Source organism: Amycolatopsis aidingensis, from assembly GCF_018885265.1.
Classification (GTDB): domain Bacteria; phylum Actinomycetota; class Actinomycetes; order Mycobacteriales; family Pseudonocardiaceae; genus Amycolatopsis; species Amycolatopsis aidingensis.
The window spans coordinates 6,274,505-6,289,754 of record NZ_CP076538.1 but is presented as its reverse complement, the minus strand read 5'-3'; the positions used below and the strand labels follow the sequence as shown (position 1 = coordinate 6,289,754).

General features: G+C 69.3%; 15 protein-coding genes and 1 pseudogene. 11 read left to right on the top strand and 5 right to left on the bottom strand.

Features of this window, described 5'->3' with window-relative positions:
* Positions 1-53: 53 nt before the first annotated feature.
* The 6 genes from KOI47_RS28630 to KOI47_RS28605 all read left to right on the top strand — a co-directional run bounded on the left by KOI47_RS28630 (position 54) and on the right by KOI47_RS28605 (position 6,113).
* Entirely contained in the window at positions 54-638 is a 585-nt protein-coding gene (locus tag KOI47_RS28630) for a TetR/AcrR family transcriptional regulator (RefSeq protein WP_216209683.1), read from the top strand.
* 13 nt (positions 639-651) lie between these two features.
* Positions 652-1,455 carry an ABC transporter ATP-binding protein gene (locus KOI47_RS28625; protein ID WP_216209680.1) on the top strand — a complete coding sequence of 268 codons (804 nt, stop codon included), beginning with the start codon at positions 652-654 and terminating at the stop codon, positions 1,453-1,455.
* The gene (locus KOI47_RS28620; RefSeq protein ID WP_216209677.1) at positions 1,455-4,019 is read left to right on the top strand and encodes an FtsX-like permease family protein; all 2,565 of its coding nucleotides are present in this window, start codon (positions 1,455-1,457) and stop codon (positions 4,017-4,019) included. The genes KOI47_RS28625 and KOI47_RS28620 overlap by 1 nt, the downstream gene beginning before the upstream one ends.
* Positions 4,020-4,243: 224 nt before the next feature.
* A complete protein-coding gene (locus KOI47_RS28615) occupies positions 4,244-4,636 on the top strand; it encodes a hypothetical protein (RefSeq protein WP_216209675.1) in 393 nt (130 codons plus the stop codon).
* A gap of 86 nt (positions 4,637-4,722) precedes the next feature.
* Positions 4,723-4,935: a hypothetical protein gene (locus KOI47_RS28610; RefSeq protein WP_216209673.1), complete on the top strand. Its 213-nt coding sequence runs from the start codon at positions 4,723-4,725 to the stop codon at positions 4,933-4,935.
* Positions 4,932-6,113, top strand: a complete 1,182-nt coding sequence (locus tag KOI47_RS28605; RefSeq protein ID WP_216209671.1) for an acyl-CoA dehydrogenase family protein — start codon at positions 4,932-4,934, stop codon at positions 6,111-6,113. The genes KOI47_RS28610 and KOI47_RS28605 overlap by 4 nt, the downstream gene beginning before the upstream one ends.
* A gap of 101 nt (positions 6,114-6,214) precedes the next feature.
* Here KOI47_RS28605 and KOI47_RS28600 read toward each other — a convergent pair whose 3' ends face one another.
* The gene (locus KOI47_RS28600; RefSeq protein ID WP_232376320.1) at positions 6,215-7,054 is read right to left on the bottom strand and encodes a helix-turn-helix transcriptional regulator; all 840 of its coding nucleotides are present in this window, start codon (positions 7,052-7,054) and stop codon (positions 6,215-6,217) included.
* Positions 7,055-7,185: 131 nt separating this feature from the next.
* On the opposite strand from KOI47_RS28600, the gene KOI47_RS28595 reads away from it, so the two are divergent.
* Both KOI47_RS28595 and KOI47_RS28590 read left to right on the top strand, forming a co-directional pair.
* Entirely contained in the window at positions 7,186-7,629 is a 444-nt protein-coding gene (locus KOI47_RS28595; RefSeq protein WP_232376319.1) for a nuclear transport factor 2 family protein, read from the top strand.
* Complete coding sequence (locus KOI47_RS28590) at positions 7,626-8,480, top strand: NAD(P)H-binding protein (protein WP_216209670.1); 855 nt, start codon at positions 7,626-7,628, stop codon at positions 8,478-8,480. The genes KOI47_RS28595 and KOI47_RS28590 overlap by 4 nt, the downstream gene beginning before the upstream one ends.
* 69 nt (positions 8,481-8,549) lie before the next feature.
* Here the strand turns inward: KOI47_RS28590 and KOI47_RS36545 are convergent.
* From KOI47_RS36545 to KOI47_RS28570, 4 genes and pseudogenes are all read right to left on the bottom strand, one after another.
* Positions 8,550-8,615 (bottom strand): annotated as a pseudogene (locus KOI47_RS36545) (group II intron maturase-specific domain-containing protein); the annotation flags it as partial.
* 33 nt (positions 8,616-8,648) lie between these two features.
* The gene (locus KOI47_RS28580) at positions 8,649-9,473 is read right to left on the bottom strand and encodes an FAD-dependent monooxygenase (RefSeq protein WP_232376318.1); all 825 of its coding nucleotides are present in this window, start codon (positions 9,471-9,473) and stop codon (positions 8,649-8,651) included.
* A gap of 205 nt (positions 9,474-9,678) precedes the next feature.
* Positions 9,679-10,041, bottom strand: a complete 363-nt coding sequence (locus tag KOI47_RS28575) for a DoxX family protein (protein ID WP_216209668.1) — start codon at positions 10,039-10,041, stop codon at positions 9,679-9,681.
* Positions 10,042-10,053: 12 nt separating this feature from the next.
* Positions 10,054-10,485 carry an AhpC/TSA family protein gene (locus KOI47_RS28570; protein WP_232376317.1) on the bottom strand — a complete coding sequence of 144 codons (432 nt, stop codon included), beginning with the start codon at positions 10,483-10,485 and terminating at the stop codon, positions 10,054-10,056.
* Positions 10,486-10,713: 228 nt separating this feature from the next.
* Here KOI47_RS28570 and KOI47_RS28565 point away from each other — a divergent pair, with 228 nt between their 5' ends.
* The 3 genes from KOI47_RS28565 to KOI47_RS28555 all read left to right on the top strand — a co-directional run bounded on the left by KOI47_RS28565 (position 10,714) and on the right by KOI47_RS28555 (position 15,248).
* Complete coding sequence (locus KOI47_RS28565; protein WP_216209664.1) at positions 10,714-11,190, top strand: MarR family transcriptional regulator; 477 nt, start codon at positions 10,714-10,716, stop codon at positions 11,188-11,190.
* Between the two features lie 471 nt (positions 11,191-11,661).
* Positions 11,662-14,112 (top strand): LamG-like jellyroll fold domain-containing protein, encoded by a 2,451-nt coding sequence (locus KOI47_RS28560; RefSeq protein WP_408629855.1) that lies wholly within the window; start codon positions 11,662-11,664, stop codon positions 14,110-14,112.
* 62 nt (positions 14,113-14,174) lie between these two features.
* Positions 14,175-15,248, top strand: coding sequence for an ABC transporter substrate-binding protein (locus tag KOI47_RS28555; RefSeq protein ID WP_216209660.1), 1,074 nt, complete (start codon positions 14,175-14,177; stop codon positions 15,246-15,248).
* Positions 15,249-15,250 lie beyond the last annotated feature (2 nt).

The following is a 15,250-nucleotide window of genomic DNA, read 5'->3' as shown; positions in this document are numbered from 1 at the left end:
GTCACTGACGTTCGTAACTGACAAATGTCAGCGTGCCTGCTAGCCTCGGCGAGGTGGGAGTTCGTGAGGATTTACTGAGCGGCGCCAAGCGCTGCCTCGCCGAGCGCGGGTACAGCCGGACCACGGTCCGGGACATCGTGGCGGCCTCCGGGACCAACCTGGCCGCGATCAACTATCACTTCGGGTCCAAGGACGCGCTGCTGTACGAGGCGATGGTCGCCTCGACCGCGGAAGCCGTGGACGAGACCCTCGAGGTCGGCCCTTCCGATGCCGATCCGGCCGACCGGTCGGTTGCCTTCTGGGCCGCGCTGACCGAGTCCTTCACCCGGAACCGGGCACTGTGGGCGACCAACATCGAGGTGCTGACCCAGGCCTTGCACTCCCCTGAGCTACGCGCGCAGCTGTCCGGAGCGCAGGCGGACGCCCGGCGCGGCCTGGCCGAGATGCTGCACCCGGTGCCCGGCGAGCCCGATGACCGGACGCAGCGGACCGTCGGCGCGGTGCACTACACCCTGCTGGCCGGGCTGCTCGTGCAGTGGATGGTCGACCCTGCGGCAGCCCCGTCCGCCGACGAGCTGGCCGAGGGGCTGCTCGCCGTCGCCGAGCACATCCGGACGCGCCCGGACGCGCCGTCCTGACCTGGGAGCGAGAATGAACGTGCACGACACCGATCAGCCGGGTGACGCCGTCCGGCTGGATTCGGTCCGGAAGGTCTTCGGCGAGGGTGCTGCCAGCGTGGCCGCCCTGGACGGGATCACCATCGGTTTCCCGCGCGGCAGCTTCACCGCGGTGATGGGACCTTCCGGATCCGGCAAGTCCACCTTCCTGCACTGCGCGGCCGGGCTGGAACAACCCACCTCCGGGTCCGTCGTACTGGACGGCCAGGAGCTGACCGAACTGGGCGAGAAGTCGTTGACCGTGCTGCGGCGGGAACGGATCGGCTTCATCTTCCAGGCGTTCAACCTGTTGCCCGCCTTGACGGTCGAGCAGAACGTCATGCTGCCCCTCCAGCTGGCCGGCCTGCGCCCGGACTCGGCCAGGATCACCGAGCTGATCCGCGGGGTGGGGCTGTCCGATCGGGCCGATCACCGACCCGGTGAGCTCTCCGGCGGACAGCAGCAGCGGGTGGCGGTCGCCAGGGCGCTGATCACCGATCCCGCGGTGATCTTCGCCGACGAGCCGACCGGGGCGCTGGACACCAGGACGGCGGCGGAGGTGCTCGCGCTGCTGCGCCACTCGGCGCAGAGCGCGGGGCAGACGATCGTGATGGTGACGCATGACCCGGTCGCGGCCTCCTACGCGCAGCAGGTGGTGTTCCTCGCCGACGGGCAACTCGTCGGTGATCTGCGCCGGCCGACCCCGGACGCGGTGGCCGCGCGGATGACGCAGCTGGCCGAGTGGTCCGAGCGGCAGCGTGCCCGGCAGGCGCAGCCGGTGACGGGAGGCAGGTACTGATGCTGCGGCTGGCGCTGCGCACGCTGCGGCTGCGCAAGGGTGGGTTCGTGGCCACCCTGGTCGCGATGCTTGTCGGTTCGGCCATCGTGCTGGCCTGCGGCGGCCTGATGGAGACCGGGGTACGTACTGCCGTCGCACCGCAGCGGCTGGACGCTCCGGTGGTGGTTACCGGTGATCAGCGGCTGGAGATCCCCGGCGAGGACGCCGACAGCGAGAGCATGCCGGTGCACCTCTCCGAGCGGGTACGGCTGGACGCCGCACTGGCGCGCACGATCGAGAACGTGCCAGGGGTGGCCGGGGCCGTCGGCGATGTCTCGTTCCCCGCGACAGTCCTTCGTGGACAGGAACCGGTCCGCGCGGGCGGGGAAACCTTCGGCCATGGCTGGGATTCGGCGAGCCTGATGCCGTACACGTTGATCGAGGGCAGCCGGCCGGCCAGCGCGGGGGAAGTGGTGTTCGACAGCGCGCTGGCCCGAGCCTCGGGCGCCGCCATCGGCTCGGAGGTACGGGTGGCGGCAGGGGGCGGTACCGGTTCGTACCGGCTCACCGGCATCGCCGAGCCCGCCGGCGACCCCACCCGCTCGGCGATGTTCTTCTCCGACGCCGATGTCCGCAGGCTGGCCAGCCAGCCGGGCAAGGTGGACGCCATCGCCGTGCTGGCCGAACCGGGCACCGGACCCGAAGAACTCCAGCAGCGGCTGGAAAACGCGCTCGAAGGAACGCCGGCGACCGTGCTGGCCGGGGAGGATCGTGGTCGCGCCGAGTTCCCGGATACCCAGACCGGAAGCGTCGCGCTGATCATCCTGGCCGGGGTGTTCGGTGGCATGGCCATCGCGGTGGCGCTGTTCGTGGTGGTCAGCACGCTTTCGCTGTCCACCCAGCAGCGGCAGCGGGAGCTGGCTCTGCTGCGGGCGATCGGTACGACCCCGGGGCAGTTGCGCCGGATGGTGCTCGGCGAGACGATGCTCATCGCGGTGCTCGCCGCCGCCCTCGGCTGGCTGCCGGGCTCCTATCTCGGCGAAGCGATCTATGCCTGGATGGTGGACAACGGCTCGGTTCCCGGGGTGATCGAGTTCCACCAGGGCTGGCTTCCGGTCGTGGTCGCGGTGGGCGCCACCCTGCTCATCGGGCTGGTCGCCGGGCTGGCCTCGGCGGGCAGCGCGGCCAGGACCCGGCCGACCATGGTGGTGGGCGAGGCCGCGGCGCCGGCTCGGCACTGGCTCACCCCGACCCGCAAGTGGTTCGCCGTGGCCTGTTTCGCGGGAGCGGTCGCGCTGGCCACCGTGACGATCACGGTGATGACCGGGCCGATCGCGGCGGCGACCTCCGGTCCCGCCGTGCTGCTGTGGACGATCGGGCTGGCGCTGCTCGCGCCCGGGATCGCCCGGCGGGTGACCGCGATGCTGTCCGGGCCGGTGCGCAGGGCGGCCGGGCTCGCCGGGCACCTGGCGATCCTCAACGCACGGGCTCGCATGCTGGCGATGGCCGCGGCGATCACGCCGATCATGCTGGCCACCGGGATCGCCACCGGCAACATCTTCCTGCAAACCACCCAGATCCATGCCGCCGAGACCAACTACACCGAGAACCTCAGCGCGGACGCCGTGCTGACCTCCACGACCGGCGGTCTCGGCCCCGGCGTACTGGAGGAGGTCCGGCGGACGCCCGGGGTCGCCGGTGCCTCCGAGTTCGTGAACAGCATCGGTTTCGTCGAGCAGCCGTACTTCAGTGCGCAGGGCGACAGCGGATGGCAACTGCAAGGGGTCAGTGCGGACGGTGCGGAGCAGACCACGGCGATCCCGGTCGCCGAGGGTTCGCTCGGCGACCTCGTCGGCAACACCATCGCCATCCCGGTAGCGCACGCGCGGGACCTCGGCCGCGGTATCGGGGACACGGTCACCATGCGGCTGGGTGACCGCGCCGAGGTGGAGTTGCGGATCGTCGCGCTGGTCGAGGCCAAACCCGGCTACGAGGCGATGTTCCTACCGGCCCGGTTGCTCGCCGCGCACACCACGACCGGCCTCCCGCGGCAGATCCTGGTCAGTGCCGCCCCCGGCACCGATGCCGGCCGGTTGACCTCGAACCTGGCCGGGGTGGCCGCCGAACATGTCGGCATCGAGGTCGGTGACCGTGCGGCACTCACCTCCTCCTTCGTGGCGGAACAGGAGGCCGGCGCCTGGGTGAACTACATGATGGCCGGAATGATCATCCTGTACACCGCGATCTCGGTGGTGAACACCCTGGTACTGGCGACCGGCCGGCGTAAGCGGGAGTTCGGTCTGCAACGGCTCACCGGCGCCACCCGCGGGCAGGTGATGAAGATGATGAGCGTGGAGGCGTTCCTGGTCGCGGCGATCGGCATCGTGCTCGGCTCGGTGGCCGCGCTGGCTTCACTGATGCCGTTCAGTGTGGTGGTCAGTGACTGGCCGCTCCCATCCGGTCCGTTGTGGATCTATCTCGCCGTGATCGGTGCGGCGGCCGCGATTACCTATCTGGCCACCCTCTACCCGGCTTGGCAGGTGCTCCGATCCCGGCCTGCCGAGGCGGCGTCCACCGGCGAGTAGGACCTGGTCACGTTCTGGCGGCGTATCGCGGGCGTCGTGGCCGGCGCGCCGCTGGTGGGCGCCCGGGCCGGGCACGCCGAACCGTCCGGGCACGGCCGGCGCCACCGGGTTGATCGCCCCGGAGCGGGACCTGTCGGTTTGGACATCGCCGCGCAGATCGTGGAAGCGGTGACCGGCACCACGTACTGGACTACGTGCACGAGCGCGTCTTCGGGCGTTGTGGCATGACCGGTTTGGCGTTCTACACCAGGCCGCAGTGGCTCACCGACGAGCACATCGCGCACTCCTGCATGCTGCAGGCCGACGGCAGCCGGGTGGACGCCGTCCGCGTCCAGCGCCGTACCAGCCGGGCAAGAACCCTGGCCGCAACCTCATCGATCCGGTCGGGGACGGCGGTTTCGCCACCGCGCCGGACCTCGTTCGGTTCGCGCAGGCGCTGCGCGACGGCACGGCGCTGGACGCGGCGGCGTCAACCCCGGCAGCTCGGCCAGCTGGAACATCTACCCGTACACCGGCCAGTGCTGCCGAGCGGAGGCAGCGTGTTCAAGGGATGGCAGGGCTGGGTCGAGCAGGGCGCGTCCGGTTCGCATACGCCGGTGATATGCCGTGCTGCCTAGGCTTCAGGTATGCGCGTGCTGATCGTGGCGGACAAGCCCTACCTGGCCGAAGCCGTCCGGGACGGTCTCCGGCTGGACCCGTAACGGTGCACACCGAATCGCGACACGACGCGAGCCTGCTGCGGATCCAGAGCACGGGCCATCCGCTCTCATCGGAACTCGTGCCGACCCTCGCCGAACCCTTCCAGCGCGGAACCGAACGCATGCGCACCGACGAGCACGCGGGCGTCGGCGTCATCGTCACGATCCGGCTCCCCAGCACACCACAGCCATCGAAGACAAGGAGCGACCTGCCATGACGGCCTCGGCCCGGCTACACGTCAGTACGGAGTTTCCCGCGATGCTCGAGCGGGTCGACGCACTCGCCGAATCCATCGAAGCGGACGCGGACACGGCCGAAAAGCTGTGCAGGCTCACCGAGAGCACCGCGCAGGCGTTGCTGGCGGCCGGGGTCGTCCGGGCTGGTCTGCCGGAGAATCTCGGCGGTTACGAATTCTCCCCGCGTCAGCTGATCCAGACGATCGAGCGGCTCAGCTACCACGACGCCGCGGCCGGATGGACGATGATGGCGCTACAGATGATGACCGGCACCACCGCGGCCTATCTCGGTGCCACCGCGGCGGCCGAACTGTTCCCCGACGTCGCAGGCGGTGATCATGCCTTGTTGTCCGGTCACGGCACCCGGCCCGGCCGGGCCGTCCCGGTGGACGGTGGCTACCTGGTGAGCGGGAACTGGCAGTTCGCCTCCGGCATGGCGCTGGCCACCCACATCCACAGTGCGATCCAGGTCGAGGGCACCGGGGAGCCGAGGGTGCTGGCCATGCCCAAATCGCAGGTGACCCTCGTCGATAACTGGGATGTACTGGGGCTCCGTGCGACGAGCAGCATCGACTACCACTGTGCCGAGGTGTACGTCCCGCAGACGCATACCTACCTCGCGACGACGATGGACCCGGCCAACGGCGGCGCGATCTACCGCGTCGGCCTGGTGAACATGTCCGCGATCGTGCACACCGGCTGGGCGCTCGGTGCCGGGCGGCGACTGCTCGACGAGCTGAAGCTGTACGCGTCGAGAAAGTCCGGCACGGTCAACGCCGCCGTCGGCACCGCACAGTTCCACGCCGAGTACGCGGCAGCCGAAGCCAAGCTGCGCGCGGCGCGAGCGTGGGCAATGCAGGTGTGGCACGACAATGAAAACGCACTGGCCGCGGGCGAGCTGCTGAGCACAGAACAGGAGACGCTGGTCCGGCTGGCGCTCAACCACGCGACCTGGACCGCGCACGAGGTCGGGCAGACAGTGCACCGATGGGCGGCCACGACCGCGATCCGGCGTGGTCCGATCGACCGGTTCCTGCGTGATCTCGCCACCGGTACCCAGCACATCACCTCGGGCCCGGTGGTCCTGCAGAACTGCGGGAAATGGCTCAGCGGTGCACAACCCGAAGCGCGCTGGGAGTTCCTCGACCTGGTCGGGTGACCCTGCCGTACCAGTCCGTGGTCAACAGGTGGTCGCACGAAATCCGGCAACGTTGCCTAGGTAGGGATGCCGGGGTCACCACGCGCCTCGTCTGCGCCGGGTCAGTCGTCGCGGCCTCCGAGACGGGCGAGCGCGGTGGCACTCGGGCTGCCCGGTTCTACGGTGTACATCACCAGCTGCAGGTCGGTTCCGGGCAGCAGCAGGGTTTGCCGGTCCAGTTCCAGCTCACCGAGCCGGGGGTGGCGCAAGCGCTTGCGCAGGGTCGGTACGGGGCGTACGTCGTGGTCGCGCCATCCGGCGGCGAAGTCCGGACTGTGCGCGGCGAACTCGTTGATCCGCTCGCCGAGGACGCGGTCGGCCGGGTAGCGGGTGCTGGCCACGCGTAGCTGGGCGGCGGACTGCCGGGTGAACTCGCCCTCCGCGCCTTCCCGCGCCGAGCAAACGGTGCCACCCAGCCGGATGGACAGCGTTACGGTGTTGCGCTCCCCGGGTGGCAGCAGCCCGAAGTCGGTGATCAACGCGGCTGCCGCGCCGTTCCAGGCCACGATCTCCTGCCGCTCGTCGACGAGGTAGGCGGGTATCGGCCCGAGCCGATGCAGCAGCCGGTGGGCGTGGGTCGGCACCGGCCCTCGATCGGCGTCCGTGCCGGGCGGGACCTGTCCGGCCAGCCGAGCCAGGTGCTCGCGCTCCGCAGCGGTGAGCCGCAGTGCCGTACCCAGCGCGGCCAGCACCTCCGGCGAGGGGCGCGGTGCGCGCGCCTGCTCCAGCCGCTCGTAGTAGCTGACCGACACACCGGCCAATGCGGCGACCTCTTCGCGGCGCAGGCCCGGAGCGCGCCGGGCACGTCGGCCAGGAGGGTGGGTGGCCGTTGCCGCCACCTGGTCCGGGCGCAGCGCATCCCGCCTGCGGCGCAGGAAATCGGCCAGTTCACTTCTGCTCACCCCGTCCATGGTGGCACCGGCCGCCCGGCTTAGCCACGGACCGGCGGTCCGTGGCACGGCTGTCAGTTTTCCGGCGGCGGGTCCGCGTCCAACCTGAACTGGTCACATCTCGTCGAACACTGGAGGACACTGTGCCGAAAACTCCTGAGGAGACGTTCCGTCGGCTGCTGGAACTGATGCTGGCCAAGGATACCGACGCCGTCGCCGGATTGTGGGCGGAAGGCGGCACCGCCGAGTTCCCGTTCGCCACCGCAAGCGCACCGCGCCGACTGGCCGGGCGAGACCAGGTCCGTGACTACCTCGCCCGCCTACCGGAGGTGATGGACATGCAGGAGGTCCCCGCGATCACCGTGCACCACACGCAACAGCCGGACACCATTGTCGTGGAATTCACCGGGACCGGGCGCACGGTGCGCACCGGCGAGCCTTACCGGCTGGACTACATCGTGGTGACCACCGTCCAGGACGGCCTGATCACCCGCTACCGGGACTACTGGAGCCCGCTGGCCACCGCCTCGGCGGCCGGGACGCTGTCCGAGCTGCTCGACTTGCTGCGTTCCGCGGTCACCCGATGACCGGCGTACTGGTGACCGGCGGCACCGGGAAGACCGGCAGCGCGCTGGTGGAACTGCTGCGCGGCAACGGCGTTCCGGTCCGGGTAGCCAGCAGGCACCCGTCAGCCGTCGATCCGGACGCGGTCCGGTTCGACTGGCACGACCCGGCCACCCACCCGGCCGCGCTGCGCGGAGTGGACCGGGTCTTCCTGGTGCCTCCGCTGCTGAGCGTGGATCCGATGCCGCTGGTCGAGCCGTTCCTGGCCGAGGCGCAACGCCTCGGCGTACGCAGGGTGGTGCTCCTGGGCTCCGCCATCGTGCTGCCGAACGCTCCCGGCGCACTTGAACTGGCCGCGCAGGTGCGTGCCCAGCCTGGGTGGGTCGTGCTGCGTCCGTCCGGATTCATGCAGAACTTCCTGAGTCCACACCCGGTTGGCGAGCGGATCCGGCGGCACGGCGAGATCCGTACCGCCGCCGACGACGGCCGAGTGGGCTGGATCGACGCGCGGGACATCGCGGCCGCTGCCTCCGCCCTGCTGACCGCCCCCGGCATCGAGCCAGGTGACCAGCGGGACTACCTGCTCACCGGGCCGAAGGCATTGAGCTACCCGGACGCGGCGGCGATCATCACCGCCCGTACCGGATGGCCGGTCCGGGTGGTGCCGATCGGGGTCGACGAGCAGGCGGCCGGCTACCGGGCCGCGGGCATGCCTGCCCAGTTCGCAGCCGCCCTCGCTGCGGTGGAAGACGGCATAAGGACGGGTCGGGAAGATCAGGTCAGCACTGCGGTGCTGGACCTGACCGGCCGTCCACCCCGCGGCTTCGCTGAGTTCGTCCAGGAACACGCAACCGAGTGGGTGAGCGGAGGGTAGCCCGCGCGCCTGACGCTCGTCGGCAACCCGCGGATCGTCGTCCTCGAGGAGCCGACGACAGAATGTCGAGGCGGACACCCCGGCCCGGAAGTAGGTGGCCCAGCCCCGCAGCACCGGTTCGAGCCTGCGCAGCAGGACCGCCGAGGGTTCGTTGTTTGCTTCGTCCGGTCAGCCGGTGCCGATGGTGGGGGCCGACCACTGGGCGGGTTTCACGGCGGCGCGAGCGGTCATCGCGGATGGCAGCAGCCGGATCGCGGTGTTGCGTACCGCGACCGCGATCGGGTTGGCGAGTTGTGATCCCATCCGCCCAGCACGCGCGGATTGCCGTGCGATCGCTTGGCTGCGGGGTCTGCGACGTCGGTCGTATTCGCGCAGTCCGGCTTCGACGTCGGGCTGGGCCAGTGACGCGGCGAGCACGACGGCGTCCTCGATGGCCTGGCATCCACCCTGTCCCAGGAAGGGAGGCATCGCATGTGCGGCGTCGCCGAGCAGTGCGACCCGGCCGCTGACGTAGCTGGGCAGGTGTGAGCCGAGCGCGAGCAGGTCATGCTGCAGGATCGCGTGCGCCGGGGTGCGCTCGATCAACTCCGGGATCGGCTCCGGCCACGCGGCGAACTGTTGCAGCAGGTGCGCTCGCCCGTCGTCGTGCCGGGTGCCTCGGGGTGCCCGCTCGGCGACGTACCAGTACAGCTGCTCGCCGGTCAGCGGCACCAACCCGACCTCGACGCCCTTGCCGATGAAGCCGGACAGTTCTCGCCGGCCGGGCAGGTCGATGACCGCACGAAACCCCGTACTGCCGCAGTAGGCCGCTCCTGGGTGGTCCGGCCAGCACACCGTGCGGACCGTGCTGTGGATACCGTCCGCTCCGACCACGAGGTCCGCTTCGACCTCGCCGCCGTTCCACCGCACAGTTCCCGCCCTGTCCACGTCGGTGACCTCGACACCGGGATGCACCGTGTCCGCAGGCAATGCGTCGCGAAGAAGGTCGAGCAACTGGGCACGGTGAATCGCGAGCAGTGGCCGCCCGAGCGCTCGCTCCACTCGGTCGGCGTCCCAGCGTGTCAACCAACGGCCGGTATGGTCGCGGAGCTTGCCCGCGGCCTGGGGCATCAGCAACGGTGCGAACCCGCCTTACGTAGTCCGATGGCGGCGCACAGGCCACCAATACCGCCGCCGATGATCATCGCATGTCGTTGCGTCATAGGGCAGCGATCCCCAGTGTCAATGAGCCGACGGCAAGGGAGAGGAACAGTCCACCGGGGACGAACGATCGCGGCGAATCGTCGCCGGCGAGCAGGTGTGTATGCACTGCGCAGACCCAGAACAGGACCAGGCCGATCGCCGCGGCGATGCCGACCAGCGGCATCCCCAGCAGCCCGGCCAGCAGGCCGAGGGCACCCGCGGTCTTCAGCGTCCCGATCGGGAACACCAGCCACGACTCGGGCACGCCGACCGCGGCCATCCGAGGCAGTATCGGCTTGAACCGCGTGAGTGCGACGATGCCGGAGAAGGCATTGGCCGCGATGGCCAGAATCGTGACAATCAGATAGGCGGTGTGCACAGGCGGGCCTCCCTACTTCCGCCGCGGTGCCGAGGCCAGACGGAGTATGTCGTCGACGCTCCACTGATCATTGGCATGCGTGCCGTACTTGGCGGCGAGCACGTGCCCATCCGGCTCGATGAGCAGCTCCGCGGGCATTCCCAGCATGCTGGCGCCCCGGATCGAGAACCACTTCCCGCCCGGATCACGCACTTCGCGCAGGCCGGCGCGCCATGCCTGCGGCTTCAACCAGGCGGTCCACGCCCGTGGATCCAGTACCGCCCGCAGCGAGAACTCCACACCGAACTCGCGGTAGAGCCGGTAGTCCGGGTCGGCGATCGCATCGAACGGGAGCTGACCCTGGTGCGGCAGTATCGCCTCGACCGGCGAATGGAACACCACGACCTCGCGGACCCCCGCCGCCGTGATCTCGTCGTGCCGACGGGCGACCGAGTTCAGGTGCACGTTGCAGATCGGACACGACGCAAAGCGCCGGAACACCAGGTGTGTCAGGACACCGGGGGCGGGCAGCGGGACGAGGTCCGATCGGATCGTTGTCAGCTCCCGAGGCGGGACATGGTCACCACGGGAGTACCGCTGACCGGTGACGACGGCTCGGGAGTGTCTGGCGGGCCTCATCTGGCCTCCGGGGCTAGGATGCCTGCAAATCGTACGATATGGAGACAATATCATATGAGTTCCAAACAACTGTCTCATCGACGGCAGACTGTCGCCGTCAAGCAGGCGCTGCGGGGCCTCAACAACCAGCTCTCGCTGTTCACCCACCGGGTGGCCGGCCGGGTCCGCCTCAAGGACATAGACCTGGACTGTCTCGACCTGATCGGCAGGCACGGCCCACTCAGTCCCAGCGCCATCGCCCGGCGAGCAGGCCTGCATCCCGCCACCGTCACGGGTATCCTCGACCGGCTCGAACAGGGCGGGTGGATCACCAGGGAACGCAAACCGGACGCCACGGACCGGCGCGCCGTCACCGTCGAACCGCTACCCGGCCGCAACGCCGAACTGTTCGGCCTGTTCGCCGGGATGAACGCCGCGATGGACGAGATCTGTGCGAACTACACCGCGACCGAACTCGAGCTGATCGCCGGCTTCCTGCGCCGAACCACCAACGCCGGACACGACGCCACCGACGCGCTGGCAAGCTACTGATCGAGCGTCCTCGCTACCCACCGCTGGCAGTCCTGTTCGGACACGTTGGGCTGAACGAAACGTCGTCACGCAGGCACCGTCGAAGTCAGCCGCAAACAACACAGAACCGAACAGGTGCGTCCGCTGCTGTCGCCTCGCCCAGCTTCCGCCCAGATGAGCGGGATCAGCCGTCTCCGCCGAGGGATACGCGGCTACAGAGCGTCGTCCGGGCGGCGGAGGTGAGTCCGCAGAGATGTTGAAATTTGATTGAGTCTGGTTGTAAGTGTTGACATCGCGAGCTGGCGTGTGTGAAATGCTTCACGCCGGTGTGAGATCCACGTCAACGTGGCTCAACCCGGGTGCCGTGGCGCCAGCCGTTCGCTGGCGGAGTCCCGAGAAGGGTGTTCGACAATGCTGTCCCGTGCCGCACCGACTCGACGAAGCAGAAGACGTCCCCGATCCGTCCTGACCGCCGCGTGCTTCGCGTTGCTGATGGTCGTGACCGCGGCTCCGGCCGCCGCACGGCCCGCCGACGATGGCTGGGAGATGGGGGATCCGCGCCTGGTCACCCCGTGGACCGAGCAGGTGTCCCCGGACAACGCGCTGCCGGAGTACCCCCGGCCCCAGCTGACCCGCCGGAAGTGGCAGAACCTCAACGGGGTCTGGGAGTTCGCCGGTGCCACCCAGGGCGAGGAGCCGCCGTTCGGCGAGACGCTGGGTGAGCGGGTCCTGGTGCCGTATCCCATCGAGTCCGCGCTGTCCGGAATCCAGCGGCACGAGGACTACATGTGGTACCGCCGCACCTTCACCGTGCCGAGGAACTGGCAGGTGGGCCGGTGGAACAAGCTGATGCTCAACTTCGGCGCCGTGGACTACGACGCGGCCGTCTACGTGAACGGGCAGCAGGTCGCCACGCACCGTGGCGGCTACGGCGCGTTCTCCGCCGATGTCACCGATGCGCTCACCCGCTCCGGTGAGCAGGAAATCGTGGTCGGGGTCGAGGACCGCACCGACGCGACCTGGCAGCCGGTCGGCAAGCAGCGCCGGGTGCCCGACCGCGGCATCTTCTACGAGGGCGCCTCCGGGATCTGGCAGACCGTCTGGATGGAGCCGGTGCCGCGTTCCTCCGTCGAGACCCTCGACATGGTCCCGGACATCGAAACGAACACCCTTGGCCTGACGGTGAACACCCAGGGCCGCCAGGACCCGGACCTGCGGGCCACCGTGATCGTGCGGGACGGCCACCGCGTCGTCGGCTTCAAGACCGGGCCCGCGAACGAGCGGCTGCGAGTCCCGGTGCCGGACGCCAAGCTCTGGTCCCCGGATTCCCCGTTCCTCTACGACCTCGAGGTCGTCCTCAGCGACGGCTGGTGGCCACTCGAGCGAGTGTCCTCCTACTTCGGGATGCGCGAGATCGGTACCGCCAAGGGCGCGGACGGCAAGCTGCGGATCACCCTCAACGGCGAGATCCTCTTCCATATGTCCACATTGGACCAGGGGTACTGGCCGGACGGTATCTACACCGCGCCAACCGACGAGGCGCTGCGCTTCGATCTCGAGCAGCACAAGGAACTCGGCTTCAACACCGTGCGCAAGCACATCAAGACCGAACCCGACCGCTGGTACTACCACGCGGACCAGCTCGGCCTGCTGGTCTGGCAGGACATGCCCTCGATGCGCACCGGCGGCCGCCCACCTGCCGACGCCCAGCGGCAGTTCGAGGCCGAGCTGGACGAGCTGGTCGAGGAGAAGAAGAACTGGACCTCCGTGATCGGCTGGGTTCCGTTCAACGAGGGCTGGGCGGAATGGTCGCGGGAGGCCACCGGCCGGATCGCCGAGGAGGTCAAGCAGCAGGACCCCACCCGCCTTGTCAACGCGCACAGCGGGGTGAACTGCTGTGCCTCGCTCGGTGACTCGGGCAAGGGCGACATCATCGACTGGCACGCCTACCCCGGACCCGCCAAGCCGAGCCCGGACGCCACCCGCGCCGCGATCGACGGCGAGCACGGCGGCTACGGCCTCGAGGTGGAGAACCACATGTGGTTCGGCGAGGGGCACGCCTACCGGATGATGCCGGACAAGGAGTCGCTGACACAGGCCTATGTGGACAACCAGCGCGAGGTGCTGAACGCGGCGCAGCGCTGCGGGATCGGCGGGGCCATCTACACCCAGATCACCGATGTCGAGCACGAGGTGAACGGCTTCTTCACCTATGACCGGCAGGTGCCGAAGATGGACTTCGACCGGGTGCGCGCGATCAACGAGAAGATCATCCGGGAGGCCGACGGCAGCGGGGACGGCGGACCGGAGCCAGATCCCGGCACCCCGGGCCTGCAGGGCGTGCACGCCTACAAGTTCAACGAGGGCAGCGGATCCACCGCGGCCGACGCCGTCGGGGACGCCGACGCGACGCTGACCGGTACCGAGTGGGCCGAGGGCGTGCACGAAGGCGGGCTTTCCTTTACCGGCGCGGGCCAGGCCGACCTCGGCGCACCCCTGCTGGACACCGGTGGCAGCTACAGCGCATCGGCCTGGGTCAAGCTGGACGAGGCAGGCGGCGGTTTCCAGACCGTCGTCAGCCAGGACACCGGGCAGCACAGCGCGTTCTTCCTGCAGTACTCCGGCCAGGACCAGCGCTGGGCGATGAGCTTCGTCGGGCTGCGGGCCCTCTCGCCAACCAAGCCGGAGCCCGGCCGCTGGTATCACCTGACCGGCGTGCGGGACGCCGAGGCCGGAACGCTGGAACTGTACGTGGACGGCGAGAAGGTGGACAGCAAGAGCGCCTGCTCCGCCGCGGGCTCCGGCGGGAACACCGTCATCGGTCGTGCCGAGTACGGCGGCCAGCAGGTCGACTTCCTGCACGGCGATGTGGACGACGTCCGCCTGTTCGACCGGGCCCTCTCCGCCGAGGAGGTGGCCGAGCTCGCCGCCGCAGGCGAGTGAACCACGTCCGGGGGCGGGGCCACCCCGCCCCCGGACCCTCAACCGTGGACAAAGGAGTTCCGATGACCAGTACCACACCCCGGCGCCTGCTCGCCTCCGCCGCCGTGTTCGGCCTGGCGCTTGCCGGCTGTACCAACCCGGGAACCAGTGAGGACACCGCTCCCGCCGGAGGTGGCGACGGCGGTGACCAGCAGGTGGTCAAGGAAAGCTCCGGCGAGGGCTGCACGCTGGCGGACTACGGCGCCGAGAAGATCGACCTCGCCGATGCCGTGGTCGGGTTCTCCCAGTCCGAACCGGACACCGCGGCCTTCCGCGCCGCCGAGACGAAGTCGATCCGGCAGGCGGCGAAGGAAGCCGGGGTGCGAGACCTGCTGGTCACCAATGCGAACAACGAGCTGCCCAAGCAGATCGCCGATATCCAGAACATGCTCAGCCAGGGCATCGACTTCCTCATCGTGGCGCCGGTGAACTCGGACGGGCTGGACCCCGCACTGAACGCGGCCAAGCAACAGGGCGTCCCGGTGCTCACCATCGACCGCAAGGTGACCAACACCCACTGCGAGGACTACGTCGCCTTCCTCGGCTCCGACTTCTACGAGCAGGGCAAGCGGGCCGCGGACGCGCTGAACGAGGCCACCGGTGGTACGGCGAAGGTGGCCGTGCTGCTCGGGTCGTCCGGCAACAACGTCACCGAGGACCGCAACTCCGGGTTCCAGGACCAGGTCAAGGCGCAGTACTCCGGCCTGGAGATCGTCGCCGAGCAGACCGCGAACTTCGCGCGGGACGAGGGACAGGCTGTCGCCGAGCAGCTGATTCAGTCCAATCCGGACATCAACGCCATCTACGCGCACAACGACGAGATGGCGCTCGGCGCGGTGACCGCGGTGCAGGCCGCCGGGCTGGACCCCGGCCAGGATGTGAAGATCGTTTCCATTGACGGCACCCGCAACGCGGTTCAGGCCATTGTGGATGGAGATATCAACGCGGTCATCGAGTCGAACCCGCGGTTCGGCCCGCTGGCCTTCGAGACGGCCGAGAAGTTCTATGCGGGCGAGCCGATCCCCGAAGACGTGATCATCGAGGATGACGAGTACAACGCGGACAACGCCGAGGCCAACATCGGCAATGCCTTCTAGGT